The organism is Flavisolibacter ginsenosidimutans, assembly GCF_007970805.1.
GTDB lineage: Bacteria > Bacteroidota > Bacteroidia > Chitinophagales > Chitinophagaceae > Flavisolibacter > Flavisolibacter ginsenosidimutans.
The window spans coordinates 3,499,434-3,526,156 of record NZ_CP042433.1 but is presented as its reverse complement, the minus strand read 5'-3'; the positions used below and the strand labels follow the sequence as shown (position 1 = coordinate 3,526,156).

General features: G+C 47.7%; 24 protein-coding genes. 11 read left to right on the top strand and 13 right to left on the bottom strand.

The window, feature by feature from the left end; translation table 11 throughout:
* The first annotated feature begins 9 nt into the window (after window positions 1-9).
* The 6 genes from FSB75_RS14885 (at window position 10) to FSB75_RS14860 (ending at window position 6,773) form a co-directional block, all read left to right on the top strand.
* On the top strand, window positions 10-1,413 hold the full coding sequence (locus tag FSB75_RS14885; protein ID WP_227990597.1) for a choice-of-anchor Q domain-containing protein: 1,404 nt from the start codon (window positions 10-12) through the stop codon (window positions 1,411-1,413).
* A 90-nt stretch (window positions 1,414-1,503) separates the two neighbouring features.
* Window positions 1,504-2,070 carry a glutathione peroxidase gene (locus FSB75_RS14880; RefSeq protein ID WP_146789104.1) on the top strand — a complete coding sequence of 189 codons (567 nt, stop codon included), beginning with the start codon at window positions 1,504-1,506 and terminating at the stop codon, window positions 2,068-2,070.
* Between the two features lie 111 nt (window positions 2,071-2,181).
* Window positions 2,182-3,396 (top strand): DNA polymerase III subunit, encoded by a 1,215-nt coding sequence (locus FSB75_RS14875; RefSeq protein WP_146789102.1) that lies wholly within the window; start codon window positions 2,182-2,184, stop codon window positions 3,394-3,396.
* 363 nt (window positions 3,397-3,759) lie between these two features.
* Window positions 3,760-5,196 (top strand): regulatory iron-sulfur-containing complex subunit RicT, encoded by a 1,437-nt coding sequence (ricT, locus tag FSB75_RS14870; protein ID WP_227990596.1) that lies wholly within the window; start codon window positions 3,760-3,762, stop codon window positions 5,194-5,196.
* 194 nt (window positions 5,197-5,390) lie between these two features.
* A complete protein-coding gene (rnc, locus tag FSB75_RS14865) occupies window positions 5,391-6,125 on the top strand; it encodes a ribonuclease III (protein WP_146789100.1) in 735 nt (244 codons plus the stop codon).
* A gap of 54 nt (window positions 6,126-6,179) precedes the next feature.
* On the top strand, window positions 6,180-6,773 hold the full coding sequence (locus FSB75_RS14860) for a hypothetical protein (RefSeq protein ID WP_146789098.1): 594 nt from the start codon (window positions 6,180-6,182) through the stop codon (window positions 6,771-6,773).
* Between the two features lie 20 nt (window positions 6,774-6,793).
* Here FSB75_RS14860 and FSB75_RS14855 read toward each other — a convergent pair whose 3' ends face one another.
* Together FSB75_RS14855 and FSB75_RS14850 are read right to left on the bottom strand one after the other, a co-directional pair.
* Entirely contained in the window at window positions 6,794-7,411 is a 618-nt protein-coding gene (locus FSB75_RS14855) for a hypothetical protein (RefSeq protein WP_146789096.1), read from the bottom strand.
* Window positions 7,412-7,532: 121 nt separating this feature from the next.
* Window positions 7,533-8,501 carry a helix-turn-helix transcriptional regulator gene (locus FSB75_RS14850; protein WP_227990595.1) on the bottom strand — a complete coding sequence of 323 codons (969 nt, stop codon included), beginning with the start codon at window positions 8,499-8,501 and terminating at the stop codon, window positions 7,533-7,535.
* Window positions 8,502-8,643: 142 nt separating this feature from the next.
* Here FSB75_RS14850 and FSB75_RS14845 point away from each other — a divergent pair, with 142 nt between their 5' ends.
* Genes FSB75_RS14845 through FSB75_RS14835 form a run of 3 tightly spaced genes read left to right on the top strand, consistent with a single transcriptional unit; the run spans window position 8,644 to window position 11,508 of the window.
* Window positions 8,644-10,059 carry a bifunctional UDP-3-O-[3-hydroxymyristoyl] N-acetylglucosamine deacetylase/3-hydroxyacyl-ACP dehydratase gene (locus tag FSB75_RS14845; protein WP_146789094.1) on the top strand — a complete coding sequence of 472 codons (1,416 nt, stop codon included), beginning with the start codon at window positions 8,644-8,646 and terminating at the stop codon, window positions 10,057-10,059.
* Entirely contained in the window at window positions 10,056-10,853 is a 798-nt protein-coding gene (gene lpxA, locus FSB75_RS14840) for an acyl-ACP--UDP-N-acetylglucosamine O-acyltransferase (RefSeq protein WP_146789092.1), read from the top strand. Before FSB75_RS14845 ends, lpxA begins: the two co-directional genes overlap by 4 nt.
* Window positions 10,843-11,508, top strand: coding sequence for an ABC transporter ATP-binding protein (locus FSB75_RS14835; RefSeq protein WP_146789089.1), 666 nt, complete (start codon window positions 10,843-10,845; stop codon window positions 11,506-11,508). The genes lpxA and FSB75_RS14835 overlap by 11 nt, the downstream gene beginning before the upstream one ends.
* A gap of 116 nt (window positions 11,509-11,624) precedes the next feature.
* Here the strand turns inward: FSB75_RS14835 and FSB75_RS14830 are convergent, their stop codons facing one another.
* From FSB75_RS14830 to FSB75_RS14800, 7 genes are all read right to left on the bottom strand, one after another.
* Window positions 11,625-13,208 carry a DHA2 family efflux MFS transporter permease subunit gene (locus FSB75_RS14830; protein WP_146789087.1) on the bottom strand — a complete coding sequence of 528 codons (1,584 nt, stop codon included), beginning with the start codon at window positions 13,206-13,208 and terminating at the stop codon, window positions 11,625-11,627.
* A 210-nt stretch (window positions 13,209-13,418) separates the two neighbouring features.
* The gene (locus FSB75_RS14825; RefSeq protein ID WP_146789085.1) at window positions 13,419-14,540 is read right to left on the bottom strand and encodes an HlyD family secretion protein; all 1,122 of its coding nucleotides are present in this window, start codon (window positions 14,538-14,540) and stop codon (window positions 13,419-13,421) included.
* A gap of 23 nt (window positions 14,541-14,563) precedes the next feature.
* Window positions 14,564-15,907 carry a TolC family protein gene (locus FSB75_RS14820; RefSeq protein ID WP_146789083.1) on the bottom strand — a complete coding sequence of 448 codons (1,344 nt, stop codon included), beginning with the start codon at window positions 15,905-15,907 and terminating at the stop codon, window positions 14,564-14,566.
* Window positions 15,897-16,526: a TetR family transcriptional regulator gene (locus tag FSB75_RS14815; protein ID WP_172623161.1), complete on the bottom strand. Its 630-nt coding sequence runs from the start codon at window positions 16,524-16,526 to the stop codon at window positions 15,897-15,899. The genes FSB75_RS14820 and FSB75_RS14815 overlap by 11 nt, the downstream gene beginning before the upstream one ends.
* A gap of 271 nt (window positions 16,527-16,797) precedes the next feature.
* The gene (locus tag FSB75_RS14810; RefSeq protein ID WP_146789078.1) at window positions 16,798-19,992 is read right to left on the bottom strand and encodes an efflux RND transporter permease subunit; all 3,195 of its coding nucleotides are present in this window, start codon (window positions 19,990-19,992) and stop codon (window positions 16,798-16,800) included.
* Between the two features lie 97 nt (window positions 19,993-20,089).
* Window positions 20,090-21,229, bottom strand: coding sequence for an efflux RND transporter periplasmic adaptor subunit (locus tag FSB75_RS14805; protein WP_146789076.1), 1,140 nt, complete (start codon window positions 21,227-21,229; stop codon window positions 20,090-20,092).
* Window positions 21,230-21,271: 42 nt separating this feature from the next.
* Entirely contained in the window at window positions 21,272-22,585 is a 1,314-nt protein-coding gene (locus tag FSB75_RS14800) for a TolC family protein (protein WP_146789074.1), read from the bottom strand.
* Between the two features lie 128 nt (window positions 22,586-22,713).
* On the opposite strand from FSB75_RS14800, the gene FSB75_RS14795 reads away from it, so the two are divergent.
* Window positions 22,714-23,283, top strand: coding sequence for a TetR/AcrR family transcriptional regulator (locus FSB75_RS14795; RefSeq protein ID WP_172623160.1), 570 nt, complete (start codon window positions 22,714-22,716; stop codon window positions 23,281-23,283).
* Window positions 23,284-23,383: 100 nt separating this feature from the next.
* Here FSB75_RS14795 and FSB75_RS14790 read toward each other — a convergent pair whose 3' ends face one another.
* The gene (locus tag FSB75_RS14790; protein ID WP_146789070.1) at window positions 23,384-24,289 is read right to left on the bottom strand and encodes a PfkB family carbohydrate kinase; all 906 of its coding nucleotides are present in this window, start codon (window positions 24,287-24,289) and stop codon (window positions 23,384-23,386) included.
* A 99-nt stretch (window positions 24,290-24,388) separates the two neighbouring features.
* On the opposite strand from FSB75_RS14790, the gene FSB75_RS14785 reads away from it, so the two are divergent.
* Entirely contained in the window at window positions 24,389-24,907 is a 519-nt protein-coding gene (locus FSB75_RS14785) for a DinB family protein (protein ID WP_146789068.1), read from the top strand.
* 13 nt (window positions 24,908-24,920) lie between these two features.
* Here FSB75_RS14785 and FSB75_RS14780 read toward each other — a convergent pair whose 3' ends face one another.
* The 3 genes from FSB75_RS14780 to FSB75_RS14770 all read right to left on the bottom strand — a co-directional run bounded on the left by FSB75_RS14780 (window position 24,921) and on the right by FSB75_RS14770 (window position 26,586).
* Window positions 24,921-25,127, bottom strand: a complete 207-nt coding sequence (locus tag FSB75_RS14780) for a hypothetical protein (RefSeq protein WP_146789066.1) — start codon at window positions 25,125-25,127, stop codon at window positions 24,921-24,923.
* Between the two features lie 356 nt (window positions 25,128-25,483).
* Complete coding sequence (locus FSB75_RS14775; RefSeq protein ID WP_146789064.1) at window positions 25,484-26,299, bottom strand: PRC-barrel domain-containing protein; 816 nt, start codon at window positions 26,297-26,299, stop codon at window positions 25,484-25,486.
* A gap of 50 nt (window positions 26,300-26,349) precedes the next feature.
* Window positions 26,350-26,586, bottom strand: coding sequence for a hypothetical protein (locus tag FSB75_RS14770; RefSeq protein WP_146789062.1), 237 nt, complete (start codon window positions 26,584-26,586; stop codon window positions 26,350-26,352).
* Window positions 26,587-26,723 lie beyond the last annotated feature (137 nt).

The following is a 26,723-nucleotide window of genomic DNA, read 5'->3' as shown; positions in this document are numbered from 1 at the left end:
TAAGCCCTTATGATGTGGCTGAGAAATCTTTCTGTACTTGTTGCTTTTGTATTGTTTCTTTTTTCCTGCCGCAAAGAAAGCTTTACCACCAACGCCGCCGCGCTATTGCGCACAAGTGTTGACAGCCTGCATTTCGATACCGTATTTACAACGACCGGTTCTACCTCGCAGTATTTCAAAATTGTAAATGATAACAACAAAGGCATCCATCTTTCCTCGGTACGATTAGCCGGTGGCGCTGCTTCTCCTTTTAAAATAAATGTGGATGGGATTGTCGGGCCGCAGGTAAGCAGTGCCGAAGTGTTGGCAAACGACAGCCTCTATGTTTATGTAACCGTCAGTATCAATCCAACTGCGCAAAACCTTCCTTTTATCATTCGCGACAGCATTGAGATTGACTACAACGGCAACAAGAAATGGGTGCAACTGGACGCCTTTGGACAGAATGCCCATTTCTTTCGCAATAGAAAAATTACAGGTACTGAAGTTTGGAACAACGACTTGCCATACGTGATTTTGGGAAGTCTTACCGTGGACACAACCGCAACGCTGAGCATCAACAAAGGTTGCAAAGTTTACATGCACGCCGATGCGCCTTTTATCGTCAACGGTTCCTTGCAGGTGAACGGAGAGAAATATGATTCAACCCGCGTGGTTTTTAGCGGCGACCGATTGGATGATCCTTACCGAACCTTTCCGGCTTCTTACCCCGGTTTGATTTTTACAGCCAGCAGCAAGAACAACGCAATCAATTACGGCATCATCAAAAACGCTTACCAGGCCGTTGTAGTTGCCGGCGCAAGCGCATCCATCCCGAAGCTTGCGTTAAACGAGACCATCATTGACAACGCTTACGACATTGGCTTACTTGGGTTGAACACGAGCATCAATGCAAGAAATGTTTTGATATCCAACTGCGGTAAAAATCTCTTTTTGGCAGGCGGCGGCGTCTATGATTTTAAACACTGTACCGTGGCTTCTTTCTCCAATGATTACATTCAACACAAAGACCCGGTGTTGGTGCTTACCAATTACACAACGCAGGGAAATGTAGTTACGGCCAATAGCCTCACCGCCAGCTTTACCAATTGCATTTTTTGGGGCGAGCAAAACGGTTTTGTAAAAGACGAAGCTTTTGTTGACGCAAAAAATCTTACGCCTTCCATTGCGTTCAACAAAGTATTGTGGCGGGTGCAAAACACGCCATCGTTCAGCGGGCTAACCATCAACGGTGGTATCAATCAAAACCCTCTTTTTGATAGCGTTAATACGGCAGAACGATATTACAGTTTTCGGTTGAAAGGCAGTTCTCCCGCAATCAATGCCGGTATTAACGCCAACGTTTCGCTTGATTTGGACGGAAAGCCACGGCCGGTAGGTGCACCTGATCTGGGTGCTTACGAGAAGCAATAAGGAGTCGGTTTGAACTTTAGCGATGAGAACTATCTGTGCGTCCAACTATCTTACCTTTATATTGTTATTACGTCAATCAACACTTAAGTCATGAAAGCACTCCTCCTCGCATCGCTGCTCTCCGTTATGCTTAGCGGCGCCTCGCTGTACGATTTTAAGGTTAAAGGCCTCGATGGAAAAGACATAGACTTTTCCGCCTACAAAGGCAAAAAGATTTTGATTGTAAACACGGCTTCCAAATGCGGCAACACACCGCAATATGCCGACCTGCAAAAGCTCTACGACAAGTACAAAAACAAATTGGTGATCGTTGGTTTTCCGGCCAACAACTTTGGCCAGCAGGAGCCCGGCACCAACGAAGAAATCGGCGAGTTCTGCAAAAAGAATTACGGCGTTACCTTTCCCATGGCCGAAAAAGTTTCAGTAAAAGGCGACGACATCCATCCTTTGTTTAAATGGTTAGTGGAACAATCGAACGAGCTGGCTAAAAAAGTTCCAACCGATAACACCAAAGACATCGTGTACAAAAAATTTTTGCAAGACCCGGTGATCTGGAACTTCACCAAGTTTTTGGTGGATGAAAAAGGAAACCTCGTAGCCGTCTTTCACAACAGGGTAAACCCGATGAGCGAAGAGATTACGAAATACCTCAATTAAAGAACGAATCTTTTCAGGATTAAAAAGATTATGCTGGATATTTGAAGCCGCTCAAATTGGGCGGCTTTTGATTTCTTAAATAATCCTTTCAATCGAATTAATCATAGTTCTGTGTTGTTCAAAGATGTCATCGGTCAACAAGAGGTAAAGCAGCAGTTGGTAGAAATGGTTCAGCACAACCGCCTGAGTCATGCCCTTCTTTTTTTGGGAAAGGAAGGCTGCGGTGCTTTGCCGCTGGCGCTAGCCTTTGCCAATTATGTTGTCTCGCTGCCGAAAGAAACCGCTGCCGTGCCGTCCATGTTTGGCGATGCCGTTGAAACAAAACTTCCCGCATCTCCAGGTGAAGCCGACGGTTACATGCAAAAGCAGCCTTCGTTTTCCAAAGGCCAGCAGATGGTGCATCCCGATATTCATTACGCTTATCCCGTCGTTACAAAAAAAGCCGGGAGTCCGCCGCTGAGTACCGATTATGCTACCGAATGGCGCGAGTTCATTCAGCAATATCCTCACGGCAATGTTTACGATTGGCTTCAATTCATCGGCGCCGAAAACAAACAAGGCAACATCACGGCGCAGGAATGCAACGACATTATCCGGAAACTCTCTCTTAAAAGCTTTGAGAGCGGCTACAAAATGCTGGTGCTTTGGATGCCGGAGTATTTGGGCAAGGAAGGCAACAAGCTTTTAAAGCTCATTGAAGAACCTCCCGCCGACACGCTTTTCATTCTGGTGGCCGAAAACGAAAGTGCCATTCTCAGCACTATCCTCTCGCGTTGCCAACTCGTGAAAATTCCGGCCCTGAACACCGAAGAAATTGAGGCCTCCCTTGTAGCAAAGGCAAATATTTCCGCCGACAAAGCCCGGCTCATTGCCAACGCCAGCGAAGGCAATTACCGTGAAGCACTTCAGCAATTGCAGCACGCCGACGAGGATTATTTCAACCTGCTTCGCGAATGGCTGAACGCGATTTTGCGCAGCGGACCGGCCGCACAGATAAAGATCATTGAAGAAATAGCCCGCCTGGGCCGCGAGAACCAAAAACAATTCCTGCGCTATTTTATTCATTTGCTGGAGCAGGCCGTTCGGCTCGAAGTTATGAGCGGCGAGCTGCAGGAAAATCTTCTGGCCGGCATGTCCTCCGGTGAAAAGGATTTTGCCATAAAGCTGAACAAGCAAATGCGCCTCGAGCAAAAAGAAGCCATTGCCGAAGAACTGGACAAAGCCTCTTATTACATTGAGCGAAACGCCAACGCAAAAATTCTTTTTCATGCGCTGACCATTAAGCTCTTTCACATTGTGAAAAGCAACGCGGTGGTTTCGGTGTGAATAACCGGAAACGATTTTCGTTAGGAGAATTGTGAAAAAACACAGACAGCCTTTTCGCTGCTGTAAAAAAATTATATTTGCTTCGTTCCCGCCTGGCGGGACTCAACATATATCCGAGGTCATCGGCAACGTGAAGAAGGAAAAGGAAGTTATTTTTTACTCGCTATACACAATTGGTCAAAGCAATCAATGCTTGTTATGAATTAAACAGCAAACTCGAATCCGGCATTGAGCCGCGCAAGCGCAGATGTCTTGCGTGTCGTTAACGCTACGACGTAGTTCGATTTGATCCTTTTGACTCCGTAAGCTTTCCCTTCTTTTCCTGCCTCTTGCCCGGGATTTTTAACCGTATAAATTATTAGCATGGGATGTGGTTCATGTGGCACGGGCAAACCCAATGGATGCAAAAGCAACGGCGGCTGCAGCACCGGTAGCTGCAACCGAATGAATACTCACGATTGGTTGCGCAACCTGCCAATAGCCGATACAGAAGACGCCTGCCGCGTGGTGGAAATCAGTTTCAACCAAGGCAGCCGCAAAGATTATTACCGCAATTCTACCCTTCATCATTTTGAAAAGGGCGACATGGTGGCGCTGGAAGGCGTCAGCGGTTTCGACGTGGGCGAAGTTTCGCTTACGGGTGAAATCGTTCGTTTGCAATTAAAGAAACGAGGCGTTAATGAAATGGCGCCCGACATGAAAAAGATTCTTCGTCGCGCCAGCGACCGTGACTTGGATAGTTGGAAAGCGCAAAAGAGCCGTGAAAAAGAAGCCCTCATTCGCAGCCGCGCTATTGCCAAACAACTTAACCTGAACATGAAAATGAGCCAGGTAGAGTTTCAGGCCGATGGCAAAAAGGGGACTTTCTTTTACATTGCCGACGACCGCGTTGACTTTCGCGAACTGATTAAAATTTACGCCGCCGAGTTCAAGGTAAAAGTGGAGATGCGGCAGATTGGTGCAAGGCAGGAGAGCGGTAAAGTAGGCGGCATTGGTTCTTGTGGCCGTGAACTTTGTTGTGCCACCTGGCTTACGGATTTTAAATCGGTGAACACGGCAGCGGCACGCTATCAGAACCTGTCCATCAATCAAACCAAATTAAGCGGACAATGCGGCCGCCTGAAATGCTGTTTGAATTACGAACTGGATACCTACCTCGATGCCTTGCAAGGCTTCCCTGAAAATTGCGACATGCTGCAGGTAGCCAAAGGAACGGCCACACTTATTAAGAAAGACATCTTCAAAAACCTGATGTGGTACGTGCTGCCGCAAAGCACCAAGCAATACCCGCTGACCATTGAGAGGGTAAGGAAGATAAAAGCCTTAAACCAGCAAAACATTCTTCCGGAAGAACTGGAAGCGGTAGAAGTTGTTTCAACCAAAGTCAAAGAAGTAGAACCGGAATTTGTTGACGTAGTCGGACACATCAGTTTGCGCAGTTTGGAAAAAGCCGACAAGAAACGGCGTGATAAAAACCGTGAGCAACGGAGCGGCAACCGGCAACAACCGGCCCCTCCGGCAAGCACGGGAGGCAATAAGCAATCGGCAACGGGCAGCAGGCAGGTGAACCCGCAGAACAAGGGCGGTGAGAACCGGCAGGCCACTCCGGGCAATGTGCCGAGGTCTGGCCAACAAGGCAGGCAAATGCAGAAGCCGGCGGCGCAACCGGGACAACGTCCACAAAAGCCCATGCAGCAGCGGGACGGAAAGCCGCAGCAGCAACGGCCATTACGTCCGCAACAGCAGCTACGCAAACCCCAGCAGGGCGACAACAAAGAGCAGCCAAACACACCGCAGTAATTACCCGCAATTTGACAACGTTGTAAAATCGTTTAAAGCAGTGGTCTTTAGTGGCCACTGTTTTTATACCCGCAAAAGGAGCAGGATAGAACAGGCGCTAAAATTCAACTGTCCGTTTTATTTTGGTCTTGGCAATCAAAGAGATTGCACAGATTTTCTGTTTCTTTAATACTTTTAAAAAATAAAATTGTTTAGTGGCTTTTTGGGAAACGTTCTATAAAAAAGAAAAAGATCCATCCTTCAAAAAACAGCTTAAAGGAATTCTTGGTTACGCACCGGGCAATCTTTCCTTATACAAAACAGCGCTTACGCACCGCTCCATAAAAGATACCATTGACCAGAACAACGAACGCCTTGAATATTTAGGCGACGCCGTGTTGAGTGCATTGGTGGCTGATTATCTTTTTAAGCGTTATCCCTACAAAGAAGAAGGATTTTTAACTGAGATGCGCAGCAAGATGGTGAACCGCCAACAACTGAACGACATTGCGCTGAAGATGGGACTGAAAAAAATTACGGTCTTCAACAAATCGGACAACTCGCTGCGAAGCAGCCAAATCTTTGGCAATACGCTGGAAGCCTTGGTGGGCGCCATTTACCTTGACATTGGTTACAAAAAAACGGGCAAGTGGGTGGGCCAGCGCATCATCATGCCGCACATGTTTGTGGATGATTTGGAGAACCTCGAAATCAACCACAAGAACAAATTGTACGGCTGGGCCAACAAGAACGGCAAGAACCTCGAATTTGAAACCATTGACGAACGCATGGAAAACGGCCGCCGCTTGTTTACCATTGGCGCCGTAGTTGACGGGAAAGTGGTAGCACAAGGCAAGGCCTTCAATAAAAAAGATGCTTCGCAGATTGCGGCGCAATTAGCGGTGGAGAAATTGGGAATTGTGAATTCGGATAGTGTGGGAAATGAATGAGGATAACGAGCGGTGAATAATCGATAATTAATGCGAGCTGACATAACCTCTGATATGCAACCTTTACCAGAGTTAGTAAAGGGACTTGAAGTTTTAAAGCTATTTCTTAAATATTATGACTTCGCATTTGACAAGTATGAAAACGGCAAAGGTTCGGGTGGACAATTTTCGGTAGTAACCTTTAAGAAGAACAACAAGAAATTTATCCTTGGCTATCGGTATTCAATTGGCTATGTCATTTATCAATGTGATGAGTCGCAAGTGAGTCATGACTTTTACCTAAATGGGCTTGGCTTCGCCGAACAAAAACAATTTCCAGATTTCCAATCGGATGATAAATTATTGGCGTTTCATCACGTTCTACATGACTTTCAATATTTAATTAATGATTTTTTTGCCGGTGAATGTTTGCAACTGAAATTCCTTGCCAAGCAGCAAATGGAACAGCTTGAAGAACGGATACGAAAATCGAAAGAGGAAGGTAAATATCAGTTCGACAGATTAAAGATCGAAAGGGCGAGACAAGCCTTCAAGAAGAAAGATTACCATCAATGTTACGAAACATATAGAGGAATTGAGTATCGAGAGATTCTAACAGAGCTTGACAAGAAAACAATTGCGTATTGCAGAAAACATATTCACGATTGACGATTGACAATTCACGTTTATCAGTGCAAAAAAAACGTCACAATTCCCACCAATATCAAAACCGCGCCGCTGATCTTTTTCTCGTTGTGTTCGATAAATTCTGCCGGCAATAAGTTCACGCCTTTCATCCCAAGGCTCACCAATAAATAAATTCCCAAAATGCTGATAACGGCATAAATAAGAGAAAGCGAAGCAACGGCACCCATCCCAAACGCACCGGCTGATAAAAACAAACTTTCCACTTCCAAACACGGCGAAAGAAACATCATGCCCACAAAAATCAGCAGCCATTTTCGCTTTGATTTTTCATACGTCGCCACATCCTGCTGCGTGCTGTGATGGTGGTGCGGAAGATTAACGGTGAAATAAATCAAGCCAAACGCAATCAACAAAACCGATGCGGCAACGGTAATGGCTTTGCCGTATTCTTCGCTCAATTCTTTGCCGATAAAGCCCAGCACAAAACCCAGCGCAATGGTTCCAAAAACGTGCGCCGCCGCGGCCAATAAAGTAATGGTGGTAAGTTCTTTTTTCTTCCAGCCTTCGGCCTTTGCCACCGCTACCAAGGGCAACCAATGGTTGGGAATGAGTGCGTGCACGGCGGCCAGTAAAAGTGTTCCGGTGAGAAGGCTTAACATGAAAATGTAAAATGCAGAATGTAAAATTTAAAATGAAAAACGAACAGCAAAAGTAAACAGGTGAAGAATGATAAACTTGCGGTGCGGCAGTTTTACATTTTAGATTTATGATTTTACATTTCTACCGCAGCAGCAATTCACAAGGCTTTAGGCCAGTATGTTTTTTAAACGCGGTGGAAAAATGCGAGATGGACGAATAGCCGAGCAGCATTGAAACTTCGGTAACCGACAAGCCTTTTTCGTACAATAAATATCTGGCGTGTTCCATGCGCTGGCTTTGATAGAATTCAAAGATGGTTGTGCCAAACATTTCCTTAAAACCTTTCTTCAAATAACATTCGTTCATGGCCACCTTGCGGCTGAGTTGCTTGATGGTAATGGGTTCGCCGATTTGCTGCACTAAAATCTCTTTTGCCTTCAGCACTTTTTCGCGGTCGGCTTCGTTGCTTAAAAACTTGCAGTTGATAACGTCCAGTTCTTTGTTGTCTAAACAGTCCAGCGTATTTAGCAACAGCAATTGCGTTTGCGCATTCAGGAAAATGTTTTCAAGACTTTTGGTGTGATTGTGATTGAGCAGGCCTTCAATCAAGGCTCTTGTCTTGCCGCAAAGCGTTACCGTTCGTGTAAACGAAGACGGATGTTGAAAGGAAAGAAGCTTTTCGCTTAGCGTATCCGCCGTGCGGTTTCTTACAAATTGTTCCAGCAGCTTTGGCGAAAATGACAAGGAGACAAAATCAACGCTTTCCACTCTTGCTTCGCAATCTTTGCTTAGATGTGCCTTACACTGGTTGCACTCGTTCCGAAATTTTTTGCAGTAAACATTTCCAATCAGGCAAAAGCGGAGCTCCAAAGAATTCTTTGCCGGGTTCGACGGCTCGTAGTGATAACGCAACTGTGCCTTTTCGTCGCCCATCCACGAAGCCGGTTTTGCAAAACGCTTTACGGCTTGCTGCACGAGGCCGGCTACCGAATGTTCCGTTTCAAAAAGAACGTTGGTTGCGAGGCTTTGCGCTTCGGGTAATAGTTCGGTGTAAACAAGGTGCTGCATGAAGGAAGCAAAAATAAACCGCGGAGCACGAAGGCGTTTCACGGGTCTGTCATTTTAAGAAATAGATGGGAGCTGACAGATGACGGATGACTGCCTTCGCAGCCAAAAGCAACAACGACAAACGAAATGACCGTCATCTATCATCTGTCATCCGTCATCCAAATCTTTCCTACTTTCGCCGCCTATGCAATTGAATCTTTCCGAACACCAGCACACGATTGCGTCCGGTGTTTCCATCAGCGGCGTCGGCATCCATTCCGGCCACACTGTGGACATTCACCTCAAACCCGCAGAGCCCAACACGGGCATTGTTTTCAAGCGCATTGATTTACCCAACGCACCCACGGTAAAAGCCGATGTGGACAACGTAGTGGACACTACCCGCAGCACCACCATCGGTGCCAACGGCGCAACGGTTGGCACCATCGAACACCTAATGGCAGCACTGGTGGGCAACGGCATTGACAACGTTCTTATCGAGATCAACGCAGGCGAGGTACCCATTCTCGACGGCAGTTCGGAACCTTTTAGCCAAATTCTGCAACAGGCCGGTGTGCAAAAACAAGACGCACCGAAAGTTTATTACACGCTGCAGCACAACATCACCTTTGTTGACGAAGAAAAGAAAGTGGAGATGGTGGCGCTACCTTACGACTCCTACCGCATCAACACTCTCATTGATTTTAATTCGCCGGTGCTGGGCACGCAACACGCAGCACTGACCGACCTGGCCGACTTCAACAAAGAAGTGGCGCCCTGCCGCACCTTTTGTTTTTTTCACGAACTGGAGTATCTAATTGACAACAACCTCATTAAAGGCGGCGACATCAACAACGCCATTGTTGTTGTGGACAAACCTGTGAGCGATGAGCAGGTGCAACACATTTCAAAGGCTTTTAAAAAAGAAAACGTAAAAGTTGCGGAAGGCGGCATTCTGAACAATCTTGAACTGCGTTTTCCGAACGAGCCCGCACGACACAAACTGCTGGATGTTGTGGGTGATTTGGCGCTTGTGGGCATTCCTTTTAAAGCGCACATCATTGCCAATCGTCCGGGACATTCCAGCAACGTGGCTTTTGCTAAAAAAATAAAGGAGCATTTAAAGAAGTTCAAAAACAAAGCGGCCGTTCCGTTTTACGATCCCAACAAACCGCCGGTTTACGACATCCACGCCATTGAAAAAAAGTTGCCGCACCGCTACCCGTTTTTGTTGATTGACAAGATTATTTCCATTAACGAAAAAGAAGTGATTGCGGTAAAGAACGTTACCTACAACGAGCCTTTTTTCCAGGGGCATTTTCCCGGCAACTGTGTGATGCCCGGTGTGCTGCAGGTAGAAGCCCTGGCACAAACGGGCGGCATCCTCACCATCCCCGACGACCCTGATCACAGCTACGATACCTACTTCTTAAAAATTGACAACTGCAAGTTTAAAAACAAGGTCGTGCCCGGCGATACGCTCCTCCTGAAGATGGAATTAATGAACCCCGTGCGCCGTGGCATTTGTGAAATGAAAGGAACTATTTTTGTCGGCGATAAAATTGTTGCCGAAGCTGACATGGTGGCGCAAATTGTAAAGAAACCCAAAGAAAAGCTATGATCTCTCCGCTGGCGTCCATTCATCCTGATGCAAAACTCGGCAACGACGTAACCATCGAACCTTTCGCGGTCATTCATCACAACGTCACCGTCGGCGATGGTTCGCACATCATGTCACACGCCGTCATCATGCCGTACAGCCGCATCGGAAAAGGATGCCGCATTTTTCCAGGCGCGGTCATTGGCGCCATTCCGCAAGACTTAAAATTTGTAGGCGAAGAAACCACCGCTGAAATCGGCGATTACACCACCATCCGCGAATACGTAACCGTGAACCGCGGTACAAAAGATAAATTCAAAACGGTTGTGGGAAGCCATTGTTTGCTGATGGCTTATGCCCACGTGGCGCACGATTGTACTTTGGGCGATCACGTGATTCTTGCCAATGCGGTGCAACTTGCCGGCCATGTAGACGTGGGCGATTACGCCATCATCGGTGGCCTTGCCGGCGCACACCAGTTTACCCGCATCGGTGCACACACCTACATTGCGGGGCATACCGTTATTCGCAAGGACGTTCCACCTTACGTAAAAGCGGCACGGGAGCCCATGAGTTACATGGGATTGAACGCTGTTGGTTTGCAACGCCGCAATTTTTCGCAGGAAAAAATAGACACCATTGCGCAGATTTATCACCTGCTTTTTGTGAACAGCAACAGCATTGCCGGCGGCATCGAAAAAATAAAAGACAAAGTGCCCGACAGCGAAACCAAACAAGAGATTTTGCAGTTCATTGCTTCTTCAAAAACCGGCGTCATTAAGCGCAACGCAAAATTTGGCGTTGATGAAGATTAGCCTCACCAATGCCGGCAAACGCTTCAACCGTGAATGGATTTACAGAGGCGTTACCTTGGAACTCACGGCAGGAAACGCCTATGCAATAACAGGCCCGAACGGTTCGGGCAAATCAACGCTGTTGCAAGCAATTGGCGGTATGTTGCAGTTGAGCGAAGGAAGCATCGGGTATGAATCAAGTCATCGGCCATCGGCCATCGGCAATCAGAAATCAGAAATCAGAAATCAGCAATTAGGCGATGAAGAAGCGTACAAACACATCTCGTTTTGTGCGCCGTATTTGGATGTGATTGAAGAAATGACGCTAACGGAATTTCTGGAATTTCATCGTCAGTTTAAACCGCTGCTTTCATCTTTCAGCATAAAAAGAATCGTTGAAGAAATCGGGTTGGAAGCGGCGGCGGCAAAACAAATCCGCTATTATTCTTCGGGCATGAAGCAAAGGGTGAAACTGGCGCAGGCTATTTTTTCCGATACGGCCATTGTTTTGTTGGACGAACCTTGCAGCAATCTTGATGCGAAAGGCATTGCGCTTTACCATTCGCTTATCAGCAATTACTGCAAGGAACGTTTGGTGATTGTTTGCTCCAACGATCCGGTAGAGTACAGCTTTTGTGAAACCGTTTTTTCAGTCACCGAGTTTAAGAAGCAGTGAGACGCCAGACGTCAAACGTGAAACCGTAAAGTCTTTTGCATCGAAGTTCACTCCTGTCTCACGTTTGACGTCTGGCGTCTCACAACACAAATCACTGAATCCTGAAAGCATTTGCATTAGTGCATTGCTTCGGAAAGATCAAGCTTCTTCTTTTCCTTGCTGCTCTTCACAATTAAAACAAAGGGAATGCAAAGCAGAAACATCACGCCGAGTCCGAGAAATGCATCCATGTACGATAAAACGGAAGCCTGTTTGGCAACAACGTAATCCAACGATTTGTAGGCGGCCTTTAAGGCCACATCCGGCGTCATTCCTTTTGATATAAAGGCGTGCTGCATCATCTGAACCCGGTGCTGTACATCCAAATCATTCACGTTTAATTGCGAAACCAGGCTGCTTCGATGGACCTCGTTTTTTGTGGCGAGAAAAGTGGTGATAACGGCCACGCCAAACGAACCGCCCAACTGCCGCATCATGCCTGTAAACGCAGCACCCTGGCCGATTTGCTGCCCTTTTAATGTTGACAAAGCCAACGTCGTAACCGGTATAAACAACATGCCCATGCCCATGCCGCGAACAATCAGCATCCAGAAAAAATTCTCCTGGCCGGTATCCGGCGAAATGATCTTGTAGCCCCAAAAGCTATAAATAAAAAACAAGAGCATGCCCAGGGCCACGAGGTATTGTTGCTTTACGCCTTTTTGCAAAGCCATTCCAATAAGCGGCATCATAAACGCCGTGGTGAGTGCCGAAGGAATCATTAGCATACCCGATTGCTGCGCCGTCCATCCCAACGTTGCCTGTGTGTATAAGGGAATGATGAAGGTGGAACCGTAAAGCCCAAAGCCCATGATAAAAGAAAGTATCGTACCTACCCGAAGGTTCCCGTTTTTCAAAACCCGCAGTTCAACAATCGGGTTGCGAAACGTTAGTTCCCGCCAGATAAAAAAGAAAAATCCAAAGACGGCCAACACGGCAAGAACAACAATGTTGGCGCTGCTAAACCAATCGTCGTCGTGGCCTTTTTCCAATACGTATTGCAAAGAACCAACGGCCAGTGCCAGCAAGCCAATACCGATCCAGTCAATATCTTTCGCCAGGCTTTTTTCGGCGTATTTCGGGCTGCGTACAAATTGCAGCGTCAACAACACCGCAATAATGCCGATAGGAATGTTGATGTAAAAAATGTACGGCCATGAAAAACTATCAACGATATAACCCCCCAACGGCGGACCTAACGTAGGGCCGATGATGACGCCCAAACCGTAGATGGCTTGGGCCATGCCCCGCTTTTCCGGCGGATAACTTTCCGTAATGATTGTTTGCGAAGTTACCAGCAACGCACCGCCACCAATGCCTTGCAGAAAACGAAAGGCAACCAGCTCCCATATACCGGTAGCATTGCCGCACAAAAAAGAGCAAAGCGTAAACAACATGATGGACGCCGCAAAATAATTCCGGCGGCCAAATTGCTGCGATAGCCAGCTGGTCATGGGAACCACAATCACGTTGCCGATGGCGTAAGCGGTAATCACCCATCCCACTTCCGTCATCGTTGCACCAAGGTTGCCGCGCATGTCGTTCAGGGCCACGTTCACAATGGTTGTGTCAACGATTTCCAGCAAAGCACAAATAATAGCCGTGATGGTGATGATGACCCTCCGGCTGCCGTATTCAACTAAAGACGCTTGTTGTTGCATATCCAAATCCGTATTCCTGATTCGTCAAAGACAAAGAACAGTAGCGTTGCAATGTCTTTGACGGGAGAGTTTTTAATTGTTCAATATTGTTCCGAACGTTGAAGAGTGCGACGCAACCGAAGTTCAATGCGTGTTCTTCTGCCGGTTACACAATGCTTTCAACTTTGTATTGAAAAACAGACTGAAACAAACAGAATACCTGTCAAAGTCTTAATCCAAATGCACGTCCACCACCGCGTTCATGCCGGCTCTTAATTGTTTCACCGCAGGATCGTTCGGGTTTTTAAATTCAATTTTCACGGGCAGGCGTTGCACCACTTTTACAAAGTTTCCACTGGCATTGTCGGGTGGTAACAAGGCAAAGCTTGAACCGGTAGCCGGTGAAAACGACGTGAGCTTTGCATCAAAGTCGTGGCTTGGAAATGCATCAATGTGCACCGTAACGTTCTGCCCAATTTTCATCTTGTCGAACTGTGTTTCTTTGAAGTTTCCAATTACCCAAACATCCTCGTTCAACACAATGCTGAAAAGCGATTGTCCTGCCTGAACAAATTGACCCGGTTGCACAGAGACTTTCGAAATCAAACCATCGGCCGGCGCTGTAATGACCGCGTAAGAAAGATTAAGCTTTGCATCTTCCACATCTACCTGGCGTTGCTTAATAACTGAACCTGCGATGCCGATTTGCGAAGACGTGGCATTGCTTTGCGAAGCAACTGCAATTGTTTGCTGTGCAGCTTGTGCTCTTTGTTCTTCCAATACCTGCAACTGACGCTCTGCCGTTTGTTTGGCTGCCAACGCCTGCTCGTATTGTTGTTGTGTGATGGAGTGATCTTTTATCAGGTTGGCGTAACGGTCATAATCCTGCGAGGTACGCCAAACGTTTACTTTGGCCGTTTCGATCTGTGCGTTGATGGTGCCGATAGACGCTCTTGACGAGGCAATGTTTGCAGAGGCGGCATTTGTTGATGACTTGGCTGCGCTTAAATTGCTCTGCGCCGTTTGCAACGCGGCTTCGGCCTGCTCCAGTTTTATTTTCAGATCGCGGTTGTCCAGCACAACCAGGGTATCGCCTTTTTTCACTCGTTGATTGTCGTTCACGCGAACGTCGGCCACATAGCCGGAAACACGCGGAATAACAGGGCTGATGTTTGCTTCTACGTGTGCGTCGTCGGTTTCTTCGTGATGTTGTGCGTGTGTGTATTTCGAAATGCCAAACCAGGCGCCAAAGGCCACTAACAAAATCAGAACGATTAAAAAGCCTTTGCTCTTTTTCTTTGGTTCGTTTGTGTTTTCCGTTGTTTTTTCTGTTTCAATAACTTTTGCTTCCATGACTTCTTATCTAATTGGTTGATTTATTTATTTGTTGATCCTGTTAACAGTCCTGCCGATTGCAGCAAACGGTTGTAAGCCACTACCGCGTCGGATTGGGCAAAGGCATAATTTAACCGGGCTTGCAGCAGCGCTACATCCGCATCAAGCAGTTCGGTTGTAGTGGCCAAACTGTTTTGATATTTGTTGTTGACGATGCGGTAATTTTCTGAAGCTTGCGCAATGGCCGTTTTATGCACGTCAATCTTTTTGTTGCTTGACAAATAATTCTGGTAGGCCTGGTTAACTTGTAAGCGAATGGCATCGGCCAGTAATTCTTCGTTAGCCGCTACCTGCTTTTCTCTTGCTTCGGCTTGTTTCACTTTTGAATTGTTCTTCCACAGGGAAGAAAGGCTGTACTGAACGCCTAGGCCGATGTTTATGACGTTGGTTACCGAAAGCACGCCAGGAATGTCCGCGGCCATATAACCGCCGGTGACGGCAAGACTCGGGTATTTTTCGCCTTCGCTTATTTTGATGGCCGTTGCCGCCGCTTTTTTTCGGTAGCCAAGCGCAGAAAGATCCTTGCGGTTTTGCAAACCGGCTTGCACGTATTCTTCAACGCCTTTTAGATTGACGGATGTTTGCAGGCTTGCCGAATCAATGGCCAATTCAGTTGTTTCGGGCAGGCCCAACATGAGGTCCATGTTGATGTTGGCCAGCTTCCAGTTGTTTTGTGCGTCCAACAAAGAAAGTTCTGTGTTTGAAACTTGCAATTGCGCCTTTAATAAATCGTTGCGGGGAAGGATGCCGTTCTTTTCAAGGTTTGCAAATTGTGTGGCCCGTCCCCTTGCCGATTGCAAGTTCTCGTTTACCAAATCCACAACTGCCTTTGACTTGTATAGATTGTTGTAGGCATCAATTGTATTGAGTACGATGGCTTCTTTATCGTTGTCTGCGTCAAGCTTTGCGGCTTGTTCTAAATACTTTGCCGATTCAATTCCGTATTTAATCCGGAAGCCTGAAAAGATGGGCATGGATGCATTAAGAATACCGTACACCGCTTGCGAGGGTTTGGGGGTTTCCGCTGTTGTTCCGCCGCCGCTACTGCTACTGCTTTTTGTTTTCAAGGATATGTTGGGATTGTTCAACCGGAGATAAGCGCCGCTTGCACTTGCCTCCGGCAACCTGCGTTCGACCGCTTCTTTTAAAGCGAAGGTTGCTTCTTCAATTTTTGCCGCGCTGCTTTTGAGTTGCTTGCTGTTTTTAATACTCAGGTCAATAGCTTCTGTTAAGGTGAGGTTTTTCTTTTCCTGGGCAAAGGTGCTAAAGCTGATCGTCGTAAAAAATAAGAACACGGCCAGGCTTGCGATTCTGCTACGCTTCATAACTTAAGATTGCTTTAAATAAGGTTTTTAAATAGGCGCTTAATTTCTTCTTGATATGCTTTTCAAATTCTTCGCCAGAAAGGGGTTGGAGGTTGTTGGTTTCGCGGTAATAATGCTGCGTAGTAATTAACTGCCCGGCTGTGCCCACCAACGTCATCATCAAAAAAGGAATGTCAATGCCCTTCTTAAAATCACCTTTTTTTTGTCCTTCCTGTATGATTTGTTTGAACAGCGTTTGGTTGGTTAGTTTCAACTGCGCAATTTGCTCGGCTATCGGACCGGTGTTGTCCATCATCTGTTCTCTTATCATCACTTTGTGAAAGCATTGCTTCTGAAAGATTCGGTCAATGTATTCATCAATCAGCTTTTCCACTTTTTGAATGGGCGCCATGTTGTTGTTAACCAGTATGCTCTGCAATTGCATTTTCAGGTGCTGGCCCCGGTGCTGAAACATGGCTTCCATGAGCTTTTCCTTTGAGCCGAAATAATAAGAGATCATGGCCAGGTTTACGCCGGCTGCTTCCGCAATGTCTCTTACCGACGTGCCGGCAAATCCGCGATCGGCAAAAAGCCGTTCGGCCGCCTCCATGATTTGAATTTGCTTGTCGTTGTATTCCATATTCACCTCCTTGGCAGATGCAAATTTAAACAAATGTTTGATTTAATCAAACGTTTGTTTAATAATTTTTTTTCGCAGAGACGGCAAGAACAGAGGAAAAGCACAACAGGTCATCTCATCCATGCAGCACATTCCACCGGCCGTATTGGGCCGCACAGCAAACGGGTGTGCAAGCGTATGTGCAATAAAAGTTTAATGGACGCAAAAAGAAAGCCGCAAACGAACGATGCAATTGAATTTCGTTCGTTTGCGGCTCAGATGCAGAATAATTTTACAGGTTGTGTTCGGTAATCATCCGGTCCACTTCGTGCTCGGCTTTTGTTTGTTCCTGCACTTGCTTCAGGCGCTTGCTCTGCGAATATTTTGTAATGAGCACGAACAATACAGGCACCACAAAAATGGCCAGCGTGGTGGCGGCAATCATCCCGCCAAACACCGTCCAGCCAATGGTACGCCGGCTTTCCGCAGCGGCACCCGTTGCCAGGGCTAAGGGCAATACGCCGAGAATGAACGCCATCGAAGTCATCACAATGGGCCGCAAGCGAAGACGCACCGCCGAGATGGTTGCTTGTATCAATTCCATGCCGTGATCAACACGTTCTTTCGCGTATTCCACAATCAGGATGGCGTTTTTAGCGGCCAAACCAATCAATGTAATCAAACCAATTTGTGCGTAGATGTTGTTGGTTAAACTTGGGATGAGCGTTAACGCAATGATGGAACCCAAGGCGCCGATGGGTACGGCAAACAAAACCGAAAACGGAATGGCCCAACTCTCGTACAAGGCAGCCAAAAACAAAAACACAAACACCAACGACATGGCAAAGATGTAAAGCGAACTGCTGCCCGCTTTGATCTCTTCGCGGCTCATGCCCGAAAACTCGTAACCGTAACCTGCAGGCAGTGTTTGCGCCGCTACTTCTTTCAATGCATCAATAGCCTGTCCGCTGCTGAAGCCGGGCTTGGCCGAGCCGTTGATTTCAATGGAGCGGTAAATGTTGTAGTGTGTAATTAAAGCCGGTGCTTCAATCAACGTTGTTGTTACTAATGAACTTAAGGGCACCATGCCACCGCCGCCGTTTTTCACGTAATAACGATTGAAGTCGGTAAGCGATGCACGGTAAGAACTATCGGCCTGCGCCACCACGCGGAAGTTGCGGCCGTAAAGATTGATGTCGTTCACGTAGCTGCTGCCGAGCAAAGTGGAAAGCGTTGTGTAAACGCTGGCAATATTTACGTTAAGCTGCTTTGCTTTTTCGCGGTCCACGTCCACCTTATACGAAGGTGTGCGGGTGTTGAAAAACGTATAGGCCATCGCAATCTCAGGACGCTTGTTTAGCGCTGCCAGAAAGTTTCGGGAAACCGCTTCAAACCCCTTGATGTCGTCGGTGCTGGTAGTTTGCTGCAATTCAAATGTGAAGCCCGACGATTGTCCCAGGCCCGGAATGGCCGGTGGCGTAATGGCCAGTATTCTTGCTTCGCGTATGTCGGAAGTCGCTTGGGTAATTTTTCCCGCAATGGTTTGAACGTGGTGTTCTTTTCCTTCGCGTTCGTCCCAGGGCTTGAGGGTAACGAAGATGGTACCCACGTTGGTTTTGCTGGAAAAGTTCAGGATGTTCAAACCGGCCAGGCCGCCCGCTACTTTTACTTCCGGAAGTTTTTGAATGCGGCCCATCACCTCGTTCAGCATGGCAATGCTTCGCGTGGTGGATGTGGCTTCGGGCATCTCGTACGTCACGTACAAACGGCCTTCGTCTTCGGTAGGAATAAAGGCCGTAGGCTTGCTTTTGAAAAGCAGGAACAGACCCACGAAAAGTACGGCCATCATTACCAGCACGTAAGGCGTTTTGCGTATCCACGAAGCCACACCTTTGCTGTACGACAGCGTCAAACGGTTAAAGCGTTTGTTGAAGCCCGCGAAGAATTTTTCCAACCAGTTTTTCTTTGCGCTTTCTTCCTTCGAAGGGCGAAGCATGGTGGAACAAAGCGCCGGCGTCAGCGACAAAGCCACGAAGGCCGAAATCAAAACCGATACGGCGATGGTGATGGCAAACTGCTGATACAAGCGTCCCACGATGCCCGGTATAAAACCAACGGGCACGAACACCGCGGCAAGAATTAGCGCAATGGCAATAACGGGACCGGAGATATCACGCATGGCCGCACGGGTGGCTTCCTTCGGCGACATTTCGGCCGCGTCAATGTAATGCTGCACGGCTTCTACCACCACAATCGCATCGTCTACCACAATACCAATGGCCAATACAAAAGCAAACAACGTAAGCGTGTTGATGGTAAAACCAAAGGGTATAAAAAAGATGAAGGTGCCGATTAACGACACGGGGATGGCAAGCAATGGGATAAGCGTTGCACGCCAGTTTTGCAAAAAAAGAAACACCACAAATACCACTAATCCCAAGGCTTCGAGTAAGGTGAGCACCACTTCTTTAATGGAAGTCCTCACCACCGATACGGTCTCCAACGGAATGAGGTAATCAATGTCACTGGGAAACGTCTTTTTCGCTTCCTGCAAGGCTTTCAAAACACCGTCGTAAGTGTCCAAAGCGTTTGCCCCTGGCGCCTGGTAAATCAAAAGAAAAGAAGCCGGCTTGCCGTTGACAAAGGCGTTGCTGTTGTAGTCGAACACGCCCAGTTCCACGCGGGCCACGTCTCTTAAATAAACAAGGCTTCCCGTCGTTGAGGCGTTACGCACAATGATGTTTTCAAACTGGTCTTTGGTGTTGATGCGGCTGTTTGTTAACACGCTGTACTCGAAGCTTTGTTGCAAAGGCTGCGGATTTCCGCCCACCGTTCCGGCGGCCACCTGAAGGTTTTGTTCGGTGAGTGCGGCCGTGATGTCGGTAGGTGTTAAGCTCAGTGCTGCAAGCTTTTCGGGATTGAGCCAGATGCGCATGCTGAAGTCGGCGCCGCGGGTAACAACGTCGCCTACGCCCGGTACACGTTGCAAGGCATCGCGCATGTAAAGATTGGTGAAGTTGCCGATGAACTTTGCGTCGTGCGTGCCGTTGGGCGAATAAAATGCAAGCGCCACCATGATGCTTGGATTTCGTTTCCGAACCGTAATGCCCAAACGTTTTACGGCATCGGGCAAAGTAGGTTGCGCTACGCTTACGCGGTTCTGCACGTCCAGTGTGGCAATGTTGATATCGGAGCCAACTTTGAACGTGGCGGTAATGGAGCTTTGGCCGCTTGATGTACTGTTGCTGGAGATGTAGTCCATACCCGGCGAACCGTTCACTTGCGTTTCAATGGCGGTGGTGGTTGTTTGTTCAACGGTTTCCGCATCGGCGCCGGTAAACAAGCCGGTGATGTTCACCGTTGGCGGCGTAATGTCGGGATATTGCGCTACCGGCAAGGTGAGCATGGCAATGATGCCCACCAACACGATCACTATCGAAATGACGATAGCGGTGACCGGCCGTTTGATAAAAGTTTCTGCGATCATGAGAAGGAGTTTACTTGTTCACGCGTTTACGTGTTCACTTGTTCGTTCGTTGAATGTCTCAAGTTGAGGGCTGATTCAATTGCGTATTGCCCATTGCTTATTTTTTTTGCTGCGCCGGCGGTGCGGGTTTTGTGGTGGTAATAACGGCACCTTGACGAAGGTTCTGCACGCCTTCCACAACAATCTTGTCGCCCGGCTGCAGGCCGCTTTTTACAATTACGTCCGCACCAATTTGTTGTCCCAATTCCACTTTGTGTTGTGCTACCTTGCTGCTGTCGCCAACCACGTACGTAAAGTATTCGCCCAATTGTTCGGTAACGGCTTTATTCGGAATAAGGATTGATTCTGTTTTTGCGCTACTGGCCACCCGTACCGTTGCGTTCATGCCGGCTTTCAGCATCCCGTTTTTGTTCGGAAACAAAAGCCTTGTTTTGATGGTTCCCGTTTGCGGGTCCACCGCACGGTCAACGAGGTAAACGTGGCCGGGATAAGGATAAACATCGGTGCCAAAAACAAGACGAAAGGTGGAATCATTCGCCGCTGTTTTTTGCTGTTGCAATTGCGTAAAGCGAAAGATGTCCTGTTGGGCCACGTTAATGTCAACGGCTACCGGATCGTCGGTTGATACGGTATTTAAAACCGTTTGTCCCGCAACAACAGCAGTTCCCGCCTTTACTTGCGAAATGCCAATTGTTCCGGTAAACGGCGCACGAATTTCCGCAAAGCCCACGTTGGCTCTTACCGCTGCCACGGCCGCTCTTGAAGCCGCCACTTGTTTCTTTGCCGCGTCCAACGCAGCATCGGCGTAATCTACCTGTTGCTTGGCAATGGCATCGTGCTTGTCCAACTCGTGATAACGCTCCGCATCTTTTTGGGCTTTCAGCAAATTCGTTTCCTGTACTTGCTGGGCCGCGATGGCCTGCTGCAGGTTGGCGCCGTAGACTTGCTGGTCAATGCTGTACAGGCGTTGCCCTTTCGATACTTTGCTTCCGTCTTTGAAATAAACACCGGTAATGTAACCGTTCACTTGCGCCGTGAGCTTGACTTCATTTAATGCGGCAAGCGTTGCGGGATATTCTTCGTAATAAACGGCGGCGGTGTCTTTCACCGTCATTACCGAAACATAAACCGGTGGCGGTGCGGCTCCTTGCTGCGCCGCTTTTTTGTCGTCGCCGCAAGCAACGAGCAGCATTGCGAAAAGGCCAACAAAAAAAGAAGAAAGGTTTTTTGTATTCATGGTTGTGCGAATGATGTTGTGTAAGAAAGGTTTTCGTTTGTATCAATAAGCGAGTGTGCCCAGTGCCCGTTCCGCATCCACTTTGGCGGCCAGCACCTGGTACAGTGCGTTGAAGTAATTTATCTGTGCCGTGCGCAAATCGGCTTCGGAGGTAATGACTTCCAAATAAGTTTTTACGCCGGCTTTGTATTGCAACTGAATGACGTCGTACACTTCCTGCGCCAGCGCCACGTTTGCTTTCGATGCGTTGTAATTTGCCAGGTTTGCCTTGTAGTTACCAAGTGCCGTTGCAAACTGGCTGTTGATGGCGTTCTTCAAATTAAGAATGTCAAGATCCGTTCGTGTCAGTTGCAATTGCGCGGAGCGAACGTTGATCTTTCGTTTTCCACCTTGAAAAATGGGAACACTGGCCGTTAAACCAACGAAAGAATTTGGATAATTGTTGGCGTACAACTTTCCAAAATTGTTGTTCAGAAAATTAAAATTATAACCTGCCGTTGCCGACACGTTTGGCAAAAAAGCATTGCGCTGATAAAGAACGTTGGCTTCCTGCAAGCGGCGTTGCGTGGCCAGTTGCGAGTATTCAATACGCCTTGCATATTCGGGCATTTGCAAGGTATCAAAAGCCACTTCCCGTTCCATTTGCAAACTGTCGTACACTACGTTCAGCGGTTCGTTTACAGGATAGCCCATCAGGTTTTTTAAGTATTCAACTTTTGCTTTTAGCGCGGCTTCGTTTGCCTGCTTTGTAGCCGTTGTATTGTTCAAGGTTATCTGTGCCCGCTTGTAATCCGTTTTGTCGGTCACGCCGGCCGTGTAGCGGTAATAAGCGTCGTTCAGGCTTTTTTGCAAGCGGGCAATGTTTTCGTTCGCCACTTGTATTTGTTGCCGCGTGGTTAATACATCATAGTATGCTTTGCTCACGCCGGCCACCACGTCAATCTTGCGCGACTCGGTTGCCTGCCTTGCCTGCAGGCGCACATCGCCTTGCGTGCTTCGGGCCAGCAGCACATCGCGGTTAAAAATGGACTGGTTTAAATACAATTGCGCGGCCGATGTGTTGGTGGCGCCAACGGGTGTAGCCACGCCGTTAAAGAAACTTGTTTGCCGCTGGAAGTTGTGCTGCAAACTGTAGTTGGCGCCAATTTGCGGATACCAGTCGGCAAGGCGGTTGCGCACCGACAGGTCGGTTAACTGCTCGTCAATGCCGGCCTGTTGAATGATGGGTTGATGCGTAAGTGCGTAACGAATGCATTGGTCAACCGTGGCGCTGGGCAGCAGCGAATCGCTTTGACTTTGCGCCTGCGAACTGGAGGCGACAAGGGATAGAAAAACGAATGAGACAAGTCTGGTCATAAAACTTTGGTTCGGGTGTTGAAACTGGGCAAGCAGGCGTTAGTCTTCATTCGATAAGAATCGTTGCCTATCGCGAAAGAAGGGCAAAGTAAAGTAAAACTGAATAATTATTCATTTATTTTTGCGCCGTGCGCACAAAAGACGAATCAAAAATTGCGGCGATCTATAAAGCTACGTTAAGCCTGGTAAAAGAACGCGGACTGGCCGGCATTACCATGAGCGATATTTCCCGGGAAGCGTCCATTGCTACCGGTACGCTGTACATCTATTTTAAAAACAAGGACGAGTTGATCAAAGCGCTGTTTTGCGAATGCCGCGAAAAATCAGCCAAAGAATATTTTGCGGGTGTGGAGGCGACTGAATCTTTTGAAGAAAAGATGCGAACGGTTTTTATCAATATTGTTCGGTACAAAATGACGCACTTTGATGTCTCGGCTTTTTTAGAACAATCCTATCACTCACCCTTTGTGTGCATCACCGACCTCAAGAAAAAACAAAAAGCATTGAACCCGCTGTTTGCGTTGATTGAAGAAGGCATCGAAAAGAAAAAAATAAAAAACGTTGCGCCGGACCTCGTGCTTTCCTACCTGTTTGGCATCGTAAACGAGATGGTGAAGAAGGCTTATTTCTCCAATAAAAAATTGTCTTCCGAAACCACGGGTCAATTGTATGCCATGTTCCGCGACGGCATTCGTTAATCTTTTTTGAAGAACCGTAAAAAGACAAAGACAGGAATGCGTTGCTTGCAGCAATGTTCGTTAATAAGGCATAGAAAATAAAGTAAAGAAGTTCTAGCGCTTACTGGTTTATTTTTTGAAAAGGTTCGTGCCTGCGGGACTTTTTTATTACGGCTGACACGTCTTCTTTCGTGCCCTTAAACGGCCCCGATGATTGAATTTTCAAGGTAGCCATTGCGGCCGCAAACTCGCCGGCCTGCTGAACGTTGGCGCCTTTGATTCGTTGCGATAAATAGCCGGCCATGTACGTATCACCGCAGCCGGTGGCGTCTTCAACCTGCGAAGGCTCAAAAGCTGGAATGCAATAAAATTTGTTTTCGCTGTACACCACCGAACCGTTGCCCGCCAGGGTAACAATGGCTTCCTTCACACCCCATGAAGCTAGTGCTTCCAAACCTTGATAGATATCTTCTTCTCCGGTGAGCACCTGCATTTCTTCTTCGTTTGCTTTGAGGTAATGAACAAAAGGAAGAACCTCTTTCTTTTCGCTCCAGTCAACGGCCATCACGTTTTCGTTTTCCACTTTTCGCAACAGGCCTTGCACGTCAAGCGATATCCTGCCTTTTGCTGAAAGCGCTTTAATGCTTTCCGCTGACATGTCGCCTGCAAGCAACGGCCCAAGATGAAAGACGCTTGCGTTAAGATGAGTGAGTTGTTCGGGCCGAAACGGGTCGGCCTGCCGCAAAACTTTTTGCGTTCGTTTGTCGCGGCTTTGGTTGTAGCGGTTTTCAAAAAACACGGTGTGTTCCGAAGGCAGCCTTTCCACCGCAACCCCTTGATCCCGCAAAGCTGCTACGGCGCTTTGTTCGCTATCGGCAAGTGCTGTAACCAGCAAATAGTTCACATCAAGGCCGGCAATGGCGTGTGAAAAATAAAAAGCGGTACCGCCGGACATGTAAACCGTTGATTCCGGCGTAACAATCTTGTCCAGGGTAATGTGACCGATGCAGCAAACGTCGCAACGCATGGTGGCTTTGTTTTGTGTAAGCGCCAAATGTAAGAAGCCCGCGGCAAGCGGGTTGCCGAAAAAGAAAGAAGTAATTTTAAGGCTTCTAATTTTTGAACAATGGCTGAAACATTACCCGAAGTATGGTTGCGCGGACCGGTGGACGGCATTCCTTCTTTGTTGCAACCGGCCGCACACGCTTTGCTGCAGGCGGTGGAGGAAATCAAAACGCTGCTGAAAGATTTTCCGGATGCACTGTTGTGGGAACGGCCGGCCGGTGTGGCTTCGCCCGGCTTTCATCTCCTGCACATCAGCGGCGTGCTTGACCGCTTGGGTGCTTATGCAAAAGGAGAACAGTTAAGCAGCGATCAATTGGCTTATTTAAAAAAAGAAAGCGAACCGCAAGAACACTCCGTTGGCGAATTGATTGCAAAACTTGAAGAAAGCGTGCAACGCACTTTGCAACAATTGAAAAGCACAGATGAATCAAGTTTGACGAACGTTCGAACGGTAGGAAGAAAAGCCTTGCCCTCGACGGTGCAAGGCTTGTTGTTTCACGCAGCCGAACACACGATGCGGCACCTGGGACAATTGCTCGTAACCGTGCGTGTGCTGAAGGCAATAAAGAGCAAAGGCTAAATTGCTTTTTCTTTTAGCGGCCTTTGTTGCGGTTGCTGCCGGTGCGGTCACCGGATGAGTGAAGATCATCGGTATACCGGTCGTCTTCTTTGCTGTTTTTACCGCCCGAATTTTGTGCGCCTGTTTGCGTAGTGCCTTGGCGGTTGCCAACGCTGCGTTCACTCCCGCTTCTTTGTGGGCTGTCTTGTCCGCTTTGTTTGCGGTCCTTATCGCTTGCCATGATTTTTCTTTTTGGTGAAAGAGTGCAAGGGTAAAAACAGTGCCATATCCTTATTGAACAAGTTGCTTGCAAAAAAGAAAAAGCCCTCTCGACAGAGGGCTTCGGTTTATTGTGATGTCCAGTTTATGCTGTTGTTGGTAAACGAACGTGGTTTAACGGTTCGTAAAGGGTTTTGTTTTTTAAGGGGTTGATTCAGGCGCAAACATAACCGCACGGTTTCGAAAACGCAAGTATTTCCCGAATTTATTTTCGGAATTCTACTTCCTGAAATAGGAAAACTACGAAAGTGAATTGCGGAAAACCGAACCGGTAAACTGTGTAGAAGAAAGCGGCAGCTCTTGTTGCCGCTTTTGTTATCAGGGTGCGTCTTGCAAACCCTCATCCCTTGTTCGTTCAATAATCGTTTTGCCCCTGCGGTGATGATCTGCCGAACGGTGATCATCCCTGTCCGGCTGCCCCCTTCGCTCTTCGTATTCTCTTCTGCGGTTGCGCACCAACTCCATGTGCCTTTCCTCGTTTACTTCCCGTTCGCTTTGTCGCCTCGTTTCGCCGGGAACGACGCCGCCTTCGCTCCGCAATTCCCACAGATGCAAACCCTTCTCGTATTCCGACTCTTCTTTCTTTTGTTTGCCCGCTTCGTGCAACCGGTGTTTGTACAGGTTGTCGTCATGAAAGTATTCGTGTTGGTAAAAGTTATCCTCTTGTTCCGTGTCCTTTGCTTTGCCTTGTTGCGTTGCTTTTGCCGGTTGAGGCTTTGCTTCCGTTGCGTTCATGATGCGTTGTGCCGTGGCGGTTGTGTTGCGGCCAAGGATGTTGCAAACTCTTCGTTCCGTTTCCTCATCCAAATGATTTTTTTCATACACCGGCAAGCTGTTTAAGTGGTCAACGGTTATGACGGGAAGCAACACGTCGTCGTCTTTTTCGTGCAGTTCTGCCAAGCCAATTGGAATGAGCACTTTGCGGTGTTCAACCTTTAGCTCGTTGTCGTCGAGGTCCACCACCATGTAGCGCACTTTTTTCTTTTGTGCGTCCACAATCAGTTCTTCTACTTCACCAATCTTCAATCCGGCGCCGTTCTTCACATCCCATCCGCGAATGTCCGGTTCGCCTTTTGCAACTTCAAAGTCAGAGCGGTCCAGCTCCTGGAGACGCCTGTGTTTCGTAGTGTCCATAATTTTTTTGTTGTTTTACTGAAAGCAAGCTTTCGGTTTACGAATGTTGTTTAGCCGCAGTACGATGTAGCATTTTTTGTTTGCAGCTTATCCATCCACGCAACGGCTTTGGATGAATGATAAAGGAAGCTTGTTGTGTTTGCAGGCGGCGCGGCTGTGCCAGCGTTTTTGTTGCGGCTTACGAGGTAATAAATAACGGCGGCGGCGATGATCAGCACCACCACAATCCAGATCCACATTGAGCCGGCGGCCGAATGTTTTTTTGTCTGCACGTGTATCTCTGCCATAAACTACGGTTTTGTTTTTCACAATTTGGTTATCTCCAATTGGTCAACAGAAATTGTGCCTGTACAAACAATCATGCATCGAAAGCGGATGAGCCCGGAACCGTTCGGGGGGCGTTGATACAATTCACATATTGATG